Annotated in this window: 17 protein-coding genes; 5 read left to right on the forward strand and 12 right to left on the reverse strand. The window is 70.1% G+C overall.

The genetic code is table 11. The annotated features are described in order from the left end of the window. Positions 1-22: 22 nt before the first annotated feature. Positions 23-2,020 carry an acyl-CoA dehydrogenase family protein gene (locus AC1DVZ_RS04690; RefSeq protein ID WP_477617014.1) on the forward strand — a complete coding sequence of 666 codons (1,998 nt, stop codon included), beginning with the start codon at positions 23-25 and terminating at the stop codon, positions 2,018-2,020. A gap of 162 nt (positions 2,021-2,182) precedes the next feature. Here AC1DVZ_RS04690 and AC1DVZ_RS04695 read toward each other — a convergent pair whose 3' ends face one another. The 8 genes from AC1DVZ_RS04695 to AC1DVZ_RS04730 form a co-directional block, all read right to left on the reverse strand. After that, the gene (locus AC1DVZ_RS04695; protein WP_477617015.1) at positions 2,183-2,704 is read right to left on the reverse strand and encodes a hypothetical protein; all 522 of its coding nucleotides are present in this window, start codon (positions 2,702-2,704) and stop codon (positions 2,183-2,185) included. 221 nt (positions 2,705-2,925) lie between these two features. Further along, the gene (locus AC1DVZ_RS04700) at positions 2,926-3,960 is read right to left on the reverse strand and encodes an aspartate-semialdehyde dehydrogenase (RefSeq protein ID WP_477617016.1); all 1,035 of its coding nucleotides are present in this window, start codon (positions 3,958-3,960) and stop codon (positions 2,926-2,928) included. A 44-nt stretch (positions 3,961-4,004) separates the two neighbouring features. Beyond that, positions 4,005-5,741 (reverse strand): BCCT family transporter, encoded by a 1,737-nt coding sequence (locus tag AC1DVZ_RS04705; protein WP_477617031.1) that lies wholly within the window; start codon positions 5,739-5,741, stop codon positions 4,005-4,007. A 307-nt stretch (positions 5,742-6,048) separates the two neighbouring features. Beyond that, entirely contained in the window at positions 6,049-7,038 is a 990-nt protein-coding gene (gene era, locus AC1DVZ_RS04710) for a GTPase Era (RefSeq protein WP_477617017.1), read from the reverse strand. Then, positions 7,035-8,357, reverse strand: coding sequence for a hemolysin family protein (locus tag AC1DVZ_RS04715; RefSeq protein ID WP_477617018.1), 1,323 nt, complete (start codon positions 8,355-8,357; stop codon positions 7,035-7,037). Before AC1DVZ_RS04715 ends, era begins: the two co-directional genes overlap by 4 nt. Positions 8,358-8,367: 10 nt before the next feature. Next, positions 8,368-8,835, reverse strand: a complete 468-nt coding sequence (gene ybeY / locus AC1DVZ_RS04720; protein ID WP_477612551.1) for an rRNA maturation RNase YbeY — start codon at positions 8,833-8,835, stop codon at positions 8,368-8,370. Continuing rightward, positions 8,813-9,862 carry a PhoH family protein gene (locus tag AC1DVZ_RS04725; RefSeq protein WP_477617019.1) on the reverse strand — a complete coding sequence of 350 codons (1,050 nt, stop codon included), beginning with the start codon at positions 9,860-9,862 and terminating at the stop codon, positions 8,813-8,815. Before AC1DVZ_RS04725 ends, ybeY begins: the two co-directional genes overlap by 23 nt. A 99-nt stretch (positions 9,863-9,961) precedes the next feature. After that, entirely contained in the window at positions 9,962-10,333 is a 372-nt protein-coding gene (locus tag AC1DVZ_RS04730; protein ID WP_477617020.1) for an HIT domain-containing protein, read from the reverse strand. A 70-nt stretch (positions 10,334-10,403) separates the two neighbouring features. On the opposite strand from AC1DVZ_RS04730, the gene AC1DVZ_RS04735 reads away from it, so the two are divergent. Further along, the gene (locus AC1DVZ_RS04735) at positions 10,404-10,952 is read left to right on the forward strand and encodes a SigE family RNA polymerase sigma factor (protein WP_477617021.1); all 549 of its coding nucleotides are present in this window, start codon (positions 10,404-10,406) and stop codon (positions 10,950-10,952) included. Continuing rightward, the gene (locus AC1DVZ_RS04740) at positions 10,949-12,091 is read left to right on the forward strand and encodes a Gmad2 immunoglobulin-like domain-containing protein (protein ID WP_477617022.1); all 1,143 of its coding nucleotides are present in this window, start codon (positions 10,949-10,951) and stop codon (positions 12,089-12,091) included. Before AC1DVZ_RS04735 ends, AC1DVZ_RS04740 begins: the two co-directional genes overlap by 4 nt. Positions 12,092-12,097: 6 nt before the next feature. On the opposite strand, the gene AC1DVZ_RS04745 is transcribed toward AC1DVZ_RS04740, so the two are convergent. The 3 genes from AC1DVZ_RS04745 to hrcA are packed head-to-tail and all read right to left on the reverse strand — an operon-like array spanning position 12,098 to position 15,068. After that, positions 12,098-12,841 (reverse strand): 16S rRNA (uracil(1498)-N(3))-methyltransferase, encoded by a 744-nt coding sequence (locus AC1DVZ_RS04745; protein WP_477617023.1) that lies wholly within the window; start codon positions 12,839-12,841, stop codon positions 12,098-12,100. Positions 12,842-12,856: 15 nt separating this feature from the next. After that, positions 12,857-13,981, reverse strand: a complete 1,125-nt coding sequence (gene dnaJ, locus AC1DVZ_RS04750) for a molecular chaperone DnaJ (protein ID WP_477617024.1) — start codon at positions 13,979-13,981, stop codon at positions 12,857-12,859. 55 nt (positions 13,982-14,036) lie between these two features. Continuing rightward, positions 14,037-15,068, reverse strand: a complete 1,032-nt coding sequence (hrcA, locus tag AC1DVZ_RS04755; protein ID WP_477617025.1) for a heat-inducible transcriptional repressor HrcA — start codon at positions 15,066-15,068, stop codon at positions 14,037-14,039. A gap of 148 nt (positions 15,069-15,216) precedes the next feature. On the opposite strand from hrcA, the gene AC1DVZ_RS04760 reads away from it, so the two are divergent. Together AC1DVZ_RS04760 and AC1DVZ_RS04765 are read left to right on the forward strand one after the other, a co-directional pair. Continuing rightward, complete coding sequence (locus AC1DVZ_RS04760) at positions 15,217-16,092, forward strand: DUF3097 domain-containing protein (RefSeq protein WP_477617026.1); 876 nt, start codon at positions 15,217-15,219, stop codon at positions 16,090-16,092. 214 nt (positions 16,093-16,306) lie between these two features. Next, positions 16,307-16,798, forward strand: coding sequence for a DUF4870 domain-containing protein (locus AC1DVZ_RS04765; protein WP_477617027.1), 492 nt, complete (start codon positions 16,307-16,309; stop codon positions 16,796-16,798). A gap of 29 nt (positions 16,799-16,827) precedes the next feature. Here AC1DVZ_RS04765 and hemW read toward each other — a convergent pair whose 3' ends face one another. Next, positions 16,828-18,054, reverse strand: a complete 1,227-nt coding sequence (hemW, locus tag AC1DVZ_RS04770; RefSeq protein ID WP_477617028.1) for a radical SAM family heme chaperone HemW — start codon at positions 18,052-18,054, stop codon at positions 16,828-16,830. Positions 18,055-18,275: the final 221 nt, after the last annotated feature.

Consider the following 18,275-nt stretch of genomic DNA (forward strand, 5'->3'; position numbering starts at 1 on the left):
CGTGAAGGCAGGAGGCGATCACATGAGCAGTGACGTCGAGCAGGACCGTCCCCCGACAGCCGCGACCTCACCGGACGGCGCGACTCCCCCGCGTGGTGCCGAGCCCACGGTGCACGCGAGCGAGCGCGAGTCGCGCGCTGTCGCCGAGGCCGCCAGGGAGTCCGACTGGGAGCGCCCGAGCTTCGCCAAGGGCCTCTACCTCGGCCACTTCGACCTCGACCTGGTCCACCCGCACCCGCGTGCCACCCCCGAGGACGAGGCCCGCGGCGAGGAGTTCCTGACCAGGTTGCGCGAGGTCTGCGCCCAGATCGACGGGGCCCGGATCGAGCGCGAGGCGAAGATCCCTGACGAGGTGCTGGCCAGCCTCGCCGACATCGGTGCCTTCGGCATGAAGATCCCTCGCGAGTACGGCGGCCTCGGCCTGACGATGTCGTCGTACGGCAAGGCGCTGATGCTGATCGGGTCGGCGCACCCCAGCCTGGGTGCGCTGCTGTCCGCCCACCAGTCCATCGGCGTCCCCGAGCCGGTCAAGCTCGTCGGCACGGCCGAGCAGAAGCAGGCGTTCCTGCCCCGGTGCGCCGCAGGCGCCATCTCGGCGTTCCTGCTGACCGAGCCGGACGTCGGCTCAGACCCGGCCCGCATGGGCAGCACCGCGACCCTCACGGACGACGGCACGGCATACCTCCTCGACGGGGTGAAGCTGTGGACCACCAACGGGGTGGTGGCAGAGCTGCTCGTCGTCATGGCGCGGGTGCCTGCGCACGACGGTCAGAAGGGCGGCATCACCGCCTTCGTCGTCGAGGGCACTGCCGAGGGCATCACCGTCGAGCGGCGCAACTCCTTCATGGGGCTCAAGGGCATCGAGAACGGCCTGACCCGCTTCCACCAGGTACGCGTGCCCGCGGAGAACCGGCTCGGCAAGGAGGGGGACGGTCTCAAGATCGCGCTCACGACCCTCAACGCCGGGCGCCTCTCGATCCCGGCGATGTGCGCAGCAGCAGGCAAGTGGGCGCTGAAGATCTCGCGCGAGTGGTCGGYCGAGCGGGTGCAGTGGGGGCGGCCGGTCGGCGAGCACGGTGCTGTCGCCGAGAAGATCGCCTTCATCGCCGCGACCACCTACGGCCTCGAGTCGGTCCTGGAGCTGTCGGCGCAGCTCGCCGACGCCGGGAGCAAGGACATCCGCATCGAGGCGGCGCTGGCCAAGCTGTGGTCGAGCGAGATGGCGTGGCAGATCGCCGACGAGCTGGTGCAGGTGCGCGGCGGGCGCGGCTACGAGACCGCCGAGTCGCTGCGAGCCCGGGGCGAACGCGCGGTGCCGGCCGAGCAGATGATGCGTGACCTGCGGATCAACCGGATCTTCGAGGGCTCGACCGAGATCATGCACCTGATCATCGCCCGTGAGGCCGTCGATGCCCACCTCAAGGCCGCCGGCGCCCTGGCCGAGAAGGACGCCTCGCTCGAGGACAAGGCCCGCGCCGCCGCGGGCGCGAGCGGGTTCTACGCGAAGTGGCTGCCGCAGCTGGTCATCGGCAAGGGTTCGGCCCCGACCTCGTACGCCGAGTTCGGACCGTTGGCGGCCCACCTGCGGTTCGTGGAGCGGTCCAGTCGCAAGCTGGCCCGGCAGACGTTCTACGGGATGTCGCGGTGGCAGGCGAAGCTGGAGTATCGGCAGGTGTTCCTGGGCCGGGTCGTGGACATCGGTGCCGAGCTGTTCGCCATCGCGGCAGCCTGCAGCCGCGCAGAGATGCTGCGCACGGACGACGAGGCCCGAGGGCGCTCGGCCTACCAGCTGGCAGACGTGTTCTGCCAGCAGAGCCGGCACCGCGTCGAGACCTTGTTCACCGACCTGTGGTCCAACTCCGACGACGCCGACACGCGGCTGGCCCAGGGCGTGCTGGCCGGCGACTACACGTGGCTCGAGGAGGGAGTCCTGGACCAGAGCGAGGGCACCGGGCCGTGGATCGCGCCGTGGTCACCGGGCGCGAGCGAGTCCGGGTCGGTCTGGCGCGCCGTCCGCTGAGCGCGCTCGGCGCGCCGGTGACCGGGTGACCGGGTGGTCGGGTGGTCGGGTGACCGGGTGGTCGGGTGGTCGGGTGACCAGGTGACCGGGTGGTCGAGAGTGCACGACACGCTGGCGACGGACGCTCGCAGTCAGCGTGTCGTGCACTCTCGAGCCGGGTGGTCAGGAGCAGGTGACGCTCAGCTTGTCGAACGTCACGATCGGGTTGATCGGGTCCACCGCGTTGAACCCGATGTGTGCCACCTCGTGACCCACCTCGAGGTGCGTGACCCCCGAGCCGTCCACTGCTGACAAGGTGAAGGTCGCCGTGAACGTGTTGTTGCTGTTCTTCTCGTTGACGTTGAAGTTCCCCCAGACCGTCACGCGCCCGCTGAACGTGAGTCCGGTGGAGGGCTGCACGAAGGAGCCGACACCCTCCGTGGTGAAGGTCCCCCAGACCTCGTCACCTGCCGGGAAGTAGGTCACGTGCTCGACCGAGTTGCCCGTGATGGTGGGCGAGATCAGCTCGCCGGTGCAGAAGTCGTTGTCGTCCGTCTCGGTCCAGGTCCCGTGCTGGTGCTCGGTCTGGGTGACCGTGTGACCGGTCCCCCCCGGGGCTGCGAGGGCAGGTACGGCCTGCACTCCCACAGCGGCCACCCCGGCGGTGACCGCCGCCACCACGATCCGCCAGATTCGTCGTTCCACAGCATGCTCCTCGTGTCCGACGGCGGCGCACCTCGCGTGCGCCCGTCCCGCAGATCCACGGAACACCCGTTCCACACCCAGGAGGCACCCCCACAATGATCAGGCCGAGGGACGCCACATCGCGTAGGGCAGGGGTGCCATTTGTCATGGCTGCCACGAGCGCGGCCAACGGGCGCGCGCCGAGCCCTGAGGCCCGAGGCCTGAGCGCTGAGCGCTGAGCGCTAACGGCGCTTGAGCAGCTCCTCGGCGATCTGCACCGCGTTGAGCGCCGCGCCCTTGCGGAGGTTGTCGCCGACCACGAACAGCACCAGCCCCTTGCCCGCCGGGGCCGCCTGGTCGACGCGCACGCGCCCGACGTAGACCTCGTCGCGTCCGGCCGCCTCGAGCGGGTTCGGCACGTCGGTGACGACGACGCCTGGAGCCTTGGCCAGCAGCTCGAGGGCGCGCTCGGGCGTGATGTCGTCGGCGAACTCGGCATGGATGGCCAGCGAGTGCCCCGTGAAGACGGGCACCCGGACACAGGTGCCCGAGACCAGCAGGTCCGGGATGTGCAGGATCTTGCGGGACTCGGTGCGGAGCTTCTGCTCCTCGTCGGTCTCCAGCGATCCGTCGTCCACGATCGACCCCGCGAGCGGGATCACGTTGAAGCCCACGGGCACGGCGTAGACGTTCGGCGCAGGGACCTCCACCGCGCGCCCGTCGAGGGCGAGGTCGGCAGGTGCGCCCGCGGCATACCCACCGCGCAGCTGGCCGTCGAGCTCCTGGACGCCCTTGCCACCGGAGCCGGACACGGCTTGGTAGGACGCCACGGTGAGGCGGACCAGGCCGGCCTCGTCGTGCAGCGGCTTGAGCACCGGCATGGCGGCCATCGTCGTGCAGTTGGGGTTCGCGACGATGCCCTTGGGGATGGTGTCGAGGTCGTCGGCGTTGACCTCGCTCACCACGAGCGGGACGTCGGGGTCCTTGCGCCAGGCGGAGGAGTTGTCGACGACGATCGCGCCAGCGGCGGCGACCTTGGGGGCCAGGTCCCTGGAGGCCGCACCACCGTTGGAGAACAGCGCGATGTCGATCCCCGAGAAGTCAGCGGTCGCCGAGTCCTCGACGGTGACCTCGCCCCCGGCCCACGGAAGCGTCGTGCCCGCCGACCGCGCAGAGGCGAAGTAGCGGATCTCGTCGACCGGGAACCCCCGCTCGGCGAGGAGTGCACGCATGACCGAGCCGACCTGCCCAGTGGCCCCGAAGACACCAATTCTCATGGGACCAAGGATAGGTCGGCTCGGTCGTGCAGCGGTTCAGCGGCTCACGATGTGGCAGAACCTGTGTGCTCGTTGTCGGAAGTCGACCCCACGTCAACCAGGTCGCCGACCCCTTCACCCGGGGCGGACTGCTCGAACGTGAGGGTGAAGTCGTCGCCGTGCTCGGTCACGCCCGCCACGACAGCTTGCTCGACCGCGGCCACGGCGTACGCACCGCGGACGATGAGCGGGTCGCTGCTGAGGTCCTTGACGAGCGCGATGGCCAGCCCGATCATCACGACGAGGAACGGCAGCGCCGCCACGATGGTGATGTTCTGCAGCCCGGACAACGCGTCCTCACCGCCGACGAGGAGCATGACCGCGGCGACCGCACCKGTGGCGGCGCCCCAGAAGATGACCGTCTTGCGGCTCGGCGAGAGGGTGCCCCGCTCGGACAGCGTGCCCATGACGATGGACGCCGCATCCGCGCCGGAGACGAAGAAGATCGCGACGAGTGCCATGACGACGATCGAGGTGATCGTGGACAGGGGCATGTGCGAGAGCATCGCGAAGAGCGTCCCCTCGGCGGACCCGGCGCCGGCCAGGTCGGTGCCACCACGCTGCATGTCGATGCCCGCGCCACCGAAGATGGCGAACCACACCAGGGACACCAGGCTCGGCACCAGCAGCACACCGGTCACGAACTGGCGGATGGTGCGACCACGCGAGATCCGCGCGATGAACATGCCGACGAACGGGGTCCAGCTGACCCACCAGGCCCAGTAGAAGATCGTCCAGCCCGACAGCCACTCCTTCATGGCGGAACCGCCAGCGGCGTCGGTGCGCGCGGACATCATCGCGAGGTCCTGGAAGTAGGAGCCCACGGCCGTCGGCACGAGGTTGAGGATGAAGACGGTCGGGCCGACGACGAACACGAAGACCGCGAGCCCGAGGGCCAGCACCATGTTGATGTTGGACAGCCACTGGATGCCCTTGGCGACACCGGAGACGGCCGACAGGATGAAGCACAGGGTGAGCACCGCGATGATGGCGACGAGCAGCATGTTGCCCGCCTTGCCGATCCCCGCGACGATCTCGAAGCCCGACCCGATCTGGAGCGCGCCCAGGCCGAGCGAGGCGGCGGAGCCGAAGAGCGTCGCGAAGATCGCGAGCATGTCGATGACGCGACCGGCGGGACCGTTGGTGTGCTTCTCCCCCAGCAGCGGCGCGAAGGCCGAGCTGATGAGCAGCGAACGGCCCTTGCGGAACACGCCGTAGGCGATGGCCAGTCCGACGACCGCGTAGATGGCCCACGGGTGCAGGGTCCAGTGGAACAGCGTGGTCGCCATGGCGTTCTGCACGGCCTCGGGGTTCCCGGCCGCACCGGTGCCGGGCGGCGGGGTCACGAAGTGCGAGAGCGGCTCGGAGACGCCGTAGAACATCAGGCCGATCCCCATGCCGGCGGAGAACATCATCGCGATCCAGGAGACGGTCTTGAACTCCGGCTCCTCGTCGTCCCGGCCGAGCGTGATGCGCCCGTACTTGCTGGCCGCGATCCAGATGACGAAGAGCACGAAGCCGGACGCCACGAGCGAGAAGAGCCAGCCCATGTTGTGCACGACCCAGCCGAGGCCGGCACCCGACGCCGAGCTGAGGGTGTCGGTGCTGAGGAAGCCCCAGAGGACGAACGCGACCGCGATGGCGGCCGTGACACCGAAGACGATGGTGTCGACCTTCTGTGGCTCGTTGGCCTGGTGCTCCACCACGACGGGGTCGAGGGCGGGGTGCTGGTTGTCGGGCAGGTGCTCGAGGGCCTCGTGCTCGCCGGCGGCTTCCGCCGGGGCTGCGGGGCCAGTCTTGGTCAGTGTCGTGTCCACGTGGCGTAGGCGCCCTCTTTGGGGAGGGCGCCGCTCCTTCGCTGTTCTGGGTTAGTTGCGTATGAAAACCGTGTCGCGCAGCCGCCCACCCTGCCGAGAACTCACAGGGAACTCAAATCTTCCACGGCGTGAGACGGGGTCGGCATGGCCAGATCCATTGCGCTGCAACCACATTCAGGTATGCCGTGACCCTCACCACACAGGGCGCCTGAGCGTCAGGACCGAGGGATGCCTAGAACCCGAGGCGCTGGAGCTGCTTGGGGTCGCGCTGCCAGTCCTTGGCGATCTTGACGTGCAGGTCGAGGTAGACCCTCTGGCCCAGCAGCTTCTCGATGCCCACGCGGGCGTTGGTGCCGACCTCACGCAGCCGGGAGCCACCGCGGCCGATGATGATGGCCTTCTGGGACGACCGCTCGACGAAGACGTTGACACGGATGTCGAGCATCGGCTTGTCGACCGGGCGATCCGGTCGCTGCAGCATCTCCTCGACGACCACGGCCAAGGAGTGGGGCAGCTCGTCGCGAACGCCCTCGAGCGCCGCCTCGCGGACCAGCTCGGCGATCATGATGACGTCCGGTTCGTCGGTCAGCTGTCCCTCGGGGTACAGCGGTCCGGGCGAGGGCGGCAGGTAGGTCGACAGCACCTGCGCCACGTCCTTGACCTGGCGGCCGTCGACGGCGGAGCAGGGCACGATCGCGGCCCAGTCCCCCAGCTGGTCGATCGCGATGAGGTGCTCGGCCAGCCGCTGTCGGTCGACGATGTCGATCTTGGTCGCGATGGCGACCACCGGGCGCCGTCTGTCCTGCTGGATCTCCTTGAGCTCACGGGCGATGAACCCGTCACCGGGCCCGATCTTCTGGTCGGCCGGCAGGCAGAACCCGATGACGTCGACCTCGAGCAGGGTCTCGCGCACCACGTCGTTGAGCCGCTCCCCCAGCAGGGTGCGCGGCTTGTGCAGCCCGGGGGTGTCGACGAGCACGAGCTGGGAGGCGGGTGTCGAGACGATCCCGCGGATGGTGTGCCGGGTGGTCTGGGGCTTCGACGAGGTGATCGCCACCTTGTGCCCCACCAGGGCGTTGGTCAGCGTCGACTTCCCGGCATTGGGTCGTCCGACGAGGCAGGCGAAGCCGGCGACGTATCCCGACGGCGCGTCCGGAGCCGACGCCCCGGACGGTGAGGACCCGGCATACCCCTCGGTCGGTCCGGAACCACTCGCAGTCATGACACTCCCTCGCGCTCGGGTTCCACCGTAGTGCGCTCGCGCCCACCGTCGGCATCGGCATCCTCGTCGACGACCAGGCGCTGGACGATGACGCTGGCGATGCGGTGCCGCCGGCCGGCCATCCGCTCGGCCGTGAGGGCGAGCCCGCCCACCTCGCAGCGGGAGCCGACGATCGGAACCCGTCCGATGGACTTGCCGATGAGCCCTCCGACGGTGTCGACCTCGTCCTCCTCGATGTCCACGTCGAACAGGTCGGCGAGGTCGTCGATGTCCATGGTCGCGGGCACGCGGAAGGTGCCGTCACCGAGGTCCTCGACCCCGGGCGCCTCGCGGTCGTACTCGTCGGCGATCTCGCCCACGATCTCCTCGATGATGTCCTCGATCGTCACCAGGCCGGCCGTGCCGCCGTACTCGTCGACGACGAGCGCGAAGTGGCTCTGGTCGCGCTGCATCTCGCGCAGGAGGTCGTCGACCGGCTTGCTCTCGGGAACGTAGTGCATCGGCCGCATCTGCGCCGTCACCGGCAGCGACCCCGACTCGTGGTCGGCGTTGACCCGGCGGACGACGTCCTTGAAGTAGAGCAGCCCGAGGACGTCGTCCGAGCCGTCGCCCACCACGGGGATGCGCGAGAACCCGGACCTCAGGAACAGCGACATCGCCGAGCGCAGCGACTTCTCGCCGTCGATGGTGACCATGTCGGTGCGCGGCACCATGACCTCGCGCGCCACCGTGTCACCGAGCTCGAAGACGGAGTGGATCATCTCGCGTTCACCGGCCTCGATGACCGAGCTCTCACCCGCCAGGTCGACGAGGTCGCGCAGCTCGGACTCGCTCTGGAACGGGCCGTCGCGGTAGCCGCGCCCCGGTGTCACGGCGTTGCCGAGGGCGACCAGCACCCTCGCCACCGGTCCGAGGAACGTGCGCAGACCCACGATGAGCGGGGAGGCAAGCAGGGCAACGGAATCCGAGTGCTGACGCCCCAGCGTGCGCGGCGAGACGCCGACCACGACGAACGACACGAGGGCCATCATGCCGATGGCGATGAGCAGCCGCCGCCAGAACCCGTCGACCAGGTCGATGGTTCCGAGCGTGATCAGGACGGCGGTGGTCGACTCCGCCACGATGCGCAGGAACGCCGTCACGGACAGGTATGCCGCGCTGTCGGCGACGATGCGCGACAGCGCCACGGCGCCGGTGCGCTTCTCCTCGAGCAGCTCCTGGGCGCGGACCCGGGACATCCGCCACAGGGCCGCCTCTGCCGCCGAGAGGAGGAAGGCACTGGCGATGCTGAGCAGGGCTGCGAAGACGAGTGCGGTCATCAGCGCCCCATCAGGTGGCGGGCCGCCCGCGGCCCGCGAGGAAGGTGAGCAGCAGCTGCCGCTGGAGCTCGAACATCTCGCGCTCCTCCTCGGGTTCCGCGTGGTCGTACCCGAGCAGGTGCAGGATCCCGTGCGTCGTCAGCAGCAGGAGCTCCTCCTCGGTCGCGTGACCCGCGTCGGCAGCCTGCTTGGCCGCGACCGACGGGCAGAGGACGATGTCGCCGAGGACGCCCTCCTCGGGCTCGTCACCCTCCCGGGCCGGCCGCAGCTCGTCCATCGGGAAGCTCATGACGTCGGTCGGGCCGGGTAGGTCCATCCACTGCACGTGGAGCACCTCCATCGCGGCCTCGTCGACCAGCCGCAGGCACAGGTCGGCGCCGGGATGGACCCGCATCTCCCCCATGACGTAGCGGCTCAGCGCCACCAGCTCGAGCTCGTCGAGCTCGAAGTCGGTCTCATTGAGAACGTCGACGCTCACGCCCTCGCCCTCCCTGACCGTGCTGCTCGCCCTGGGCGTGTTGGCCTTGGAGGCGCTCACCCTGGACGCGTTGTCCCTGCTCGTCCCACCGGCCGTAGGCGTCGACGATGGCACCCACGAGGCGGTGCCGGACGACGTCCTGGGCGGTGAGCAGGGAGAAGTGGATGTCCTCGACGTCACCGAGGATGTCGCGGACCACGCGCAACCCCGATCGGGTGCCGTCGGGGAGGTCGATCTGGGTGACGTCACCGGTCACGACCATCTTGGACCCGAACCCCAGCCGCGTGAGGAACATCTTCATCTGCTCGGGCGAGGTGTTCTGTGCCTCGTCGAGGATGATGAACGCGTCGTTGAGCGAACGTCCGCGCATGTAGGCCAGCGGTGCGACCTCGATGGTGCCGGCAGCCATCAGCCGCGGGATCGACTCGGGGTCCACCATGTCGTGCAGCGCGTCGTAGAGCGGCCGCAGGTAGGGGTCGATCTTGTCGTTGAGCGTGCCGGGCAGGAAGCCGAGCCGCTCGCCCGCCTCGACCGCCGGGCGGGTCAGGATGATCCGGTTGACCTGCTTGGCCTGCAGCGCCGCGACGGCCTTGGCCATCGCGAGGTAGGTCTTGCCGGTGCCGGCCGGACCGATGCCGAAGACGATGGTGTGCTTGTCGATCGCGTCGACGTAGTGCTTCTGGTTGAGCGTCTTGGGCCGGATGGTACGGCCGCGGTTGCTCACGATGTTCATGGTGAGCACGTCGGCGGGGCGCTCGGTGGTCTGGGCACGCAGCATGCTGATCGAGCGTTCGACGGCGTCGCGGTTCAGCGGCTGACCGCCGTCGATGACCAGGAGCAGCTCGTCGATGGTGCGCTCGGCGAGCGCGACCTCGGCGCTCGGTCCGGACAGGTGGAACTCGTTGCCCCGGACGTGGATCTGCAGCTGCGGGAAGGCCCGCTCCATGGTGCGTAGCAGCTCGTCGCGCGGACCGAGAAGCGTCACCATCTGCACCTGGGCAGGGATCTCGACGGTGTGGGTGGGCATCGGAAGGGCACCCTCGGGCGCGCCCCCCAGTGTTGTCGGATGAGTCGGATGAGTCGGATGGTCAGGATCTGGCATGGTCCGACCAGTCTACGGTGCCGCTCAGCCGGGCGGCCACGTCATTGACCGGCCGCCGAGCACGTGGACGTGCGCGTGGAACACGGTCTGGTGGGCCTCGGCGCCCGTGTTGAAGACCGAGCGGTAGCCGCGGTCGGCGATGCCCTCCTGCTCTGCGACTGCAGCCACGGCGCGGATCAGGGCCGCGGCGTCCTCGGGCGCCTCGTGCACGAGAGCGGCGACGTTCGGCACGTGGTGGCGCGGGACCACCAGGACGTGGGTCGGAGCCTGGGGTTCGAGGTCGCGGAACGCGAAGGTCGCCTCGTCCTCGTACACCACGGTCGAGGGGATGTCGCCCGCCACGAGCTTGCAGAACAGGCAGTCGGGGTCGGTGTGCCGCGGGGCCGGGGTTCCCATGAATCCGACCCTATCGGCGCGTCAACCGGTTGACGGGGCTGCGCGTCATCAGGGCGTGAGACTGTTGAGCGTGGCAGAGCATGACCGCCGTGGCGAGGTCCGGCCAGCGGCCGACGAGGCGATCGCCGAGCTGTATGCCGCCCACTGGACCGGGCTGGTCCGGTTGGCCTGGCTGTTGCTGCGCGACGACCTCGCGGCCGAGGAGGTCGTCCAGGACGCGTTCATCGCCGTGCACCGACGCTGGGAGTCGATCCGCGACCACCAGGCCGCGGCGGCCTACCTGCGTCGGTCCGTCGTCAACGGCGCCCGCTCGGGCCTGCGACACCGCGGGGTCGAGGAGCGGTACGTCGCCCGGGAGCAGGGTGAGCCCACGGCCTACGCACGGCACACCGAGGCCAGCGCCGAGGAACGCGCACTCCAGTCCGAGAGCACCAGTTCGATGATCAGCGCGCTGGGGCGACTGCCCCAGCGCCAGAGAGAGGTCCTGACGATGCGCTACTACCTCGACCTGAGCGAGGCCGAGATCGCCGACGCGCTCGGCATCTCCGCGGGCTCGGTCAAGGCCCATGCCCACCGCGGACTCGCCACCCTGCGCGACCGGATGGAGGCGGCGTCATGAGTGACCGCATCGACTTCCTGCACCCCGACTACGAGCCGGGAGAGTTCGACCAGGTCGAGCGGCGGCTGCGCCAGGCCCTGGCCCAGGACGCCCAGCAGATGCACCCCTCGCACCGCCTGGACACGATCCTGCACGAGGCCCACGAGGCGGGGCCGGTGACCGCGACCGGTGGTGCTGGTGCCCGGCGCTGGGTGATGCCCCTGGCGGCCGCCGCGGCCGTGGCCGCGATCATCAGTGGCGTGTGGTGGTCCGCCCAGGACGACGGGCCCACGATCACGCCTCCGCAGACCTCGGGCCCCTCGCAGTCCGCCACCGGGTCCGCGAGCACGACGCCGACCACGTCACCCTCCTCGTCGCCGTCGACCAGTGGCCCGGCCACGACACAGGCCGTGTCGCTGCCCGTCTACTTCCTGGGGCCGATCGGGGACGACAAGCCCACCTACCGGCTGTTCCGCGACTTCATCCGCAGCGAGCTGCCCACCGGCGCGACCCCGGCGGAGCGGGCGAAGGCAGCACTCGTGCTGGCCATCAACGCCCAGCCCTACAGCAACACCGACGGCTACCTCCAGCCGTGGTCCGGACAGACCATCGGCGACGTGACCGTGACCGACACGCTGATCACCGTCCACCTGGCCAACGGCGGCTCCAAGGACGCCGTCGTCGGTGACGAGAACAAGCGGCTCGCCGTCCAGGAGCTCGTGTGGACCGCGCAGGCCGCGATCCAGCAGACCTCCCCCGTGCGGTTCGAGGTTGCCGACGGGTCGACCACCCTGTTCGGCTCGATCTCGACCGACCAGACGTTCACCAGGCCGCCGTCGGACCGGCTCTACGAGGACGTCGCCCCGATCTGGGTCACGTCACCGTCTCGGGACCAGGTTCTCCCGGTGGCCAAGCCGGTCGTCGTCCAGGGCCTGGCCATCGTGTTCGAGGCCAACGTCAGCTACGAGCTCAGGCGCGGCAGCACCAAGGTCAAGGCCGGCCACACCACCGCCTCGATCGGAGGCCCCATGCAGGGCACGTACTCCATCGACCTCGGCAGGCTCACGGCGGGCGACTACTCGATCCGGGTCTTCGAGCCGAGCATGCAAGGCGGCGACAAGATCGTGGCAGAGAAGGTCGTGTCCTTCTCGGTCCGCTAGGCCGCCTCAGCGCCAGCGGCCGGCGGCGCTCAGCACGGCGAGCGCAGCCGGCCCGGCGCTGGAGGACCGCAGCACCGTGTCGCCCAGGCGCACGGTCAGCGCACCCGCAGCCTCGAACGCCGTGACCTCCTCGGCGGTGATGCCGCCCTCCGGGCCGACGATGACGAGGACGTCGCCGTCGGTCGGGAGCGCCTGCCCCGCCAGGGGTCGGGTCGCGTCCTCGTGCAGCACGTATGCCGCCGCGGCGCCGCCGATGCGCGCCGCGAGGGTCTTGGTCGAGACCAGCTCTGCGACGACCGGTACGCGGGCGCGGCGGGACTGCTTGGCCGCCGCGGCGACGGTCGACTCCCACTTGCGCCGGGCCTTGTCGCCACGGTCACCACGCCACTGGACGATGCTTCGTGAGGCCTGCCAGGGCACCACCTCGTCGACCCCGAACTCGGTCGCCGCCTCGATCGCCTGGTCGTCACGGTCGCCCTTGGCCAGGGCCTGCACGAGGACGAACCGGGGCACGACCTCGGGCTCGCGGCATACCTTGACGACGGTGAGGTCGAGCTCGGCCTTGCCGGCCCCCAGCACCGTGCAGGTGACCCGCAGGCCGCCGCCATCGGCGAGCATCACCTGCTCCCCCGCCGCGATCCGGCGGACCGTCGCGGCGTGCCGGCCCTCGGGACCATCGAGCACCAGGTGGCTGCCCGCAGCGGCCCCGACGAGGACGGCTGGTTCGACGAGGAACAGCGGCAGGGTCACGGCGGGAGGACCTTGCTACTTGGCCTTGAACGCGTCGCGGAGCTTGCCGAAGAGCCCGGGGTGGGCCGGCGACAGCCGCCCTGCCGGGTGCTCCTCACCGCGCAGCGTGGCCAGCTGGCGGAGCAGCTCTTCCTGCTGCTCGTCGAGGCGTGTCGGGGTCTGCACGTTGGCGTGGATGATGAGGTCGCCGCGGCCGGTGCCGCGCAGGTGCGTGACCCCGAGGCCACGCAGCGTCATCGCGTCGCCGGGCTGCGTGCCTGCCTTGATCTCGAGCTCGTTGCTGCCGTCGAAGGTGTCGAGCTTGACGGTGGTGCCGAGGGCTGCGGCCGTCATGGGCAGCTCGACGGTGCAGTGCAGGTCGTCGCCACGCCGCTGGAAGGTCTGGTGCGGGCGCACCGCCACCTCCACGTAGAGGTCTCCAGCGGGCCCGCCGCCCTGGCCGACCTCACCCTCGCCGGCGAGCTGGATGCGGGTGCCCGTGTCCACCCCGGCAGGAACCTTGATCTTGAGGGTGCGTCGGGTGCGGACCCGGCCGTCACCCGAGCACTCGAAGCACGGGCTGACGAGTACCTCGCCGTAGCCCTGGCAGGTGGCGCAGGGACGGGTCGTCATCACCTGGCCGAGGAACGAGCGCTGCACCTGCTGGATCTCGCCGCGACCGCCGCACACGTCACAGGTGCGGCGAGAGGTGCCCGGCTGCGCGCCGTCACCGTGACAGGTGGCGCACACCACGGCCGTCTCGATGGCGAGCTCCTTCTCGGCACCGAACACGGCGTCGCCGAGGTCGATGTCGAGCCGGATGAGGGCGTCCTGGCCGCGCCGCTGACGCGACCTCGGACCCCGCTGGGCCTGACCTGCCCCGGCACCGAAGAACGCGTCCATGATGTCGCTGAACGAGAAGCCCTGGCCGAACCCGGCAGCGCCCCCGGCGTAGGGGTCGGACCCCATGTCGTAGGACCGCCGCTTGTCCGCGTCGGAGAGCACGTCATAGGCCTGCGAGACCTTCTTGAACTGCTCCTCGGCCTCAGGGCTCGGGTTGACGTCCGGGTGCAGCGTCCGCGCCTTCTTGCGATACGCGCGCTTGATGTCCTCGGGGCTGGCGTCCCGGGACACACCCAGGTCCTGGTAGTAGTCGTTCAACGAATGTCCTTGGTGTCACCGGGGTGACGGTCGGTGGTACGAGGTCGAACGCGCGTCACTGCGCGAGGATTCGGGAGACGTAGGTCGCCACGGCCCGCACCGACGCCATCGTCGTGGGGTAGTCCATCCGGGTGGGGCCGAGGACGCCCAGACCGGCGACGAGCTCGGAGCCCGAGCCGTACTCGGTCGAGACGACCGAGGTCGACTGGAGCCCGGCGAACGGGTTCTCGTGCCCGATGCGCACCGAGACCGTGTCGGAGGTCTCGCGTGCCGTGCCCAGCAGCTTGAGCAGCACGACGTGCTGTTCGAGGGCTTCCAGGACCGGGCCGATGCTGAGCGGGAAGTCGGTGCCGACGCGGGCGAGGTTCGCTGTGCCCGCGAGGACGACACGCTCCTCACGCTCCTCGACCAGCGCGTCGTCGAGGGACCGCACGACGGCACGCACGAGGTCACGGTCGACCGGCTCGAACTCGTCGGCGAGGCTGGCCAGGGAGGCGGCGGCGTCCACCAGCCGCTGCCCGATGGCGCGGGCGTTGACCTTGGCCCGGACCAGCCCGAGGGTCGCCTCGCCGTCCTTGCTGGAGAGGTCGTGGCTGGTCTCGATCACGCGTTGCTCGACGCGCCCCGTGTTGACGATGAGCACGACCATCAGGCGGGTCGGGCCCATCGCGACGAACTCGATGTGCCGCACGGTCGAACGGGTCAGCGACGGGTACTGCATGACGGCGACCTGCCGGGTCAGTGAGGCGAGCAGGCGAACGGTCCGGTCCACCACGTCGTCGAGGTCGACGGCGCCCTCGAGGAACTGGGCGATGGCGGCCCGCTCGGCCGCCGTCATCGGCTTGACCGAGCTCAGCCGGTCGACGAACAGGCGGTAACCGGCGTCGGTCGGCACACGCCCGGCGCTGGTGTGCGGAGCCGCGATCAGGCCCTCCTCCTCGAGCGCCGCCATGTCGTTGCGGACGGTCGCGGCCGAGACCCCCAGCTGGTGCCGGTCGAGCAGGGCCTTGGAACCCACCGGCTCGGAGGTCTGGACGTAGTCCTGCACGATCGCGCGCAGCACTGCGAGTCGACGTTCCTCGCTCATCAGGCACCTCCTTCGACCGATCTGGCCCGGCTACGGACAGGCTGGCACTCAGGCTCAGCGAGTGCCAAGTCTACGTTGTTCCCCGGTCCTGCCCGCACGGGCGGCGCGCCCGCGCTGTCGAGGCCACGCCGCGGCATACCCTGCATCGGTGTCCGACCGCTATGGCTCCGATGTCCTGTCCGGTGACTGGAAGGTCCCCCCGCGGGGCCGTTCCCGCGAGGTGGAGGCCGAGACCGGCCTGGTCGTCGAGGACGTCGAGACCGGCTGGTGCGGTGCCGTGGTCCGCGTCGAGAAGGCCGGTGGGATGCGCGTCGTGCACCTCGAGGACCGTCGCGGCCGCACCAGGGGTTTCCCGATGGGCCCGGGCTTCCTGCTCGACGGCGCCCCGGTCATCCTGACCCCGCCGACTGCCGCAGCCCGTGCCCAGCTGGCCGACGCACGCGCCGCGGCCTCGCGCACGGCCTCCGGGTCGAGGACCGTCGAGGGCGCGCGGGCCAAGGTGGCCAGCGGCTCGCGGATCTTCGTCGAGGGCCGGCACGACGCCGAGCTGGTCGAGAAGGTGTGGGGTGCCGACCTGCGGGTCGAGGGAGTCGTCGTGGAGCTGCTGGAGGGCGTGGACGACCTGGTCGCGGCGATCGCGGACTTCCAGCCCGGCCCAGGTCGGCGGATGGGGGTCCTCGTGGACCACCTGCTGCCGGGCACCAAGGAGCACCGAGTCGTGCAGCAGGCAGCGCGGGGACCGTATGCCCGGCACGTGCGCGTGCTGGGACACCCGTACGTCGACGTGTGGCAGAGCGTGCGCCCGGAGCGGCTCGGGCTGTCGCGGTGGCCGGTCATCCCCCGCGGCCAGTCGTGGAAACACGGCATCTGCGCGCACCTGGGGTGGGCGCACGACGACCAGGCCGACATCGCGCGGGCGTGGAAGCAGATCCTCGGGACGGTGCGGTCGTACGCCGACCTCGAGCCAACCCTGCTGGCCAGCGTCGAGGAGCTCATCGACTTCGTGACGGAGTCGCGAGATTAGATACAGCGTGACGGAGTCGCGAGCTTAGATACAGCGTGACGGAGTCGCGAGATTAGATACAGCGTGACGGAGCCGGGGCACTGAGCTCTCGGGGTCGACCCTGAACGGTCCCTGACCCGCCCCTGCCCACACCCCGAGAGGCGGACTTTCGGGGGCCGTCATGCGTTTCACTGGGTGTAGCACCACCACGGAGCCACTCACCACGGAGAAACCCATGACCGACCAACCAGAGCAGCCGCAGCAGTCGCAGGTGCCCCCGCAGGCACCCCCGGGCTACCAGCCGCCGACGCCGAACCAGCCACAGGACCAGCCGCACTACCAGCCGCCGGTCCAGCCCCCGCCGGCCTACGGCGTGGCTCCCCGGCCGATGTCGCCGCAGGACGAGAAGACCTGGGCCACGCTCGTCCACATCGCCCCGTTCGTCGCGGCCATGGTGGGTTTCCCGTTCCTCGGCCCGCTCATCGTGTTCCTCGTGTTCAAGGACCGGGGGCCGTTCATCCGGTTCCACGCCGCGCAGGCGCTCAACTTCCAGATCGTCATCACGATCGCGCTGTGGGTCTTCGGGCTCCTGTCCTTCGTGCTGATCGGGATCCCGTTCCTCATCGCCACGGGCATCGCCTGGGTGGTCTTCTCGATCATCGCCGCCGTCAAGGCCAACAACGGCGAGTGGTACCGCTACCCGATGACCCCGGAGCTGGTGAGGTGACCGCGTAGCGGTCAGCGCACTCCCAGGATTCAGCGCAGGCCGAGGAGCCGTCGCACGACGGTGTCCGTGAGCAGCCGGCCCTGCCTCGTCAGCACGACCCGCTGACGGCGCAGGGCCGCTGTCGCGTCCACGAGCTCCTCAGCGATCAGCCCGGCGACGGCGACCCGCCCCTCGTCGCGCAGGTCGCTGATCGGGAGGCCGTCGACCATCCGGACCGCGAGCAGTACCCGCTCGTCGTACCGCTGCTCGGCGGTCAGCGTCTCCCGGCCGTGAGCTGGGCTGAGGCCCTCGGCGACGCGGGCGGCATACGCGTTGGGGTGCTTGACGTTCCACCACCGCACTCCGCCCACATGGCTGTGCGCCCCGGGCCCGATTCCCCACCAGTTGCCGTCGGCCCAGTAGCCCTCGTTGTGGCGGCACCGCGCATCCTCGCGCCGGGCCCAGTTGCTCACCTCGTACCAGGAGTAGCCGGCTGCGGCGAGGTGCTCGTCGGCGATCTCGTACTTGGCCGCCTCGTCGTCGTCCTCAGGTGCCGGCACCTGGCCACGCCGGACCTGGGCGGCCAGCTTCGTTCCCTCCTCGACGACGAGGGCGTAGGCCGAGATGTGGTCCGGCTCGAGGGAGCTCGCGGCAGCCAGGCTGGTCCGCCAGTCGTCGAGCGACTCCCCGGGGGTGCCGTAGATCAGGTCGAGGCTGACCTGGAGCCCCGCCGCGCGTGCGGCGGCGACGGCGCGCTCGACGTTGGCCGGGTCGTGGGTGCGCTCGAGGGTCCGGAGGACGTGCGGCACTGCCGACTGCATGCCGAGGGACACCCGGGTGAACCCTGCGTCGGCGAGCACGGCGAGCCCCTCGGGAGTGACCGAGTCGGGATTGGCCTCGGTGGTCACCTCGGCCCCCTGCGCCAGCCCGAAGCCGTCTCGTATGCCGTGCAGCATGCGGGCGAGGTCCTCCGCGGCCAGCATCGTCGGGGTTCCCCCACCGACGAACACCGTGTCCACGGTCGGCACGTCGCCGAGCACATCGACCGCGAAGGCCAGCTCACGCAGCGCGGCATCGGCGAAGGTGCCGACGCTGGCCCCGTCGACGCCGAGCTCGGTCAGCGTGTAGGTGTTGAAGTCGCAGTACCCGCAGCGGACGGAGCAGAACGGCACGTGCAGGTAGATGCCGAACGGTCGGTCCCCGAGAGCCTGGAGCGACGCCTGCGGGAGGAGGCCGTCCGACGGTGCAGGGTCACCGTCGGGCAGGGCGCTGGGCATGGATCCATCCTCGCAGGCGGCGCCGGCGGCCCGGACACGGCGTGTCGTCAGGACACGCCGGAGCGGACAGGAAAATGGCCCACAAAGTCACGGAAATCTCTGCTGAACCACTTGTGGCCGACCCGACCCTGGATTAGAAATATCCCACGCACTCGCTTCGGCGAGAGCGTCGATCAGGACCTCGGTCCTGACCGTCGAGGGCCTYGGAAACTCATACTTTC

The organism is Pedococcus sp. P2_E5 (assembly GCF_056403895.1).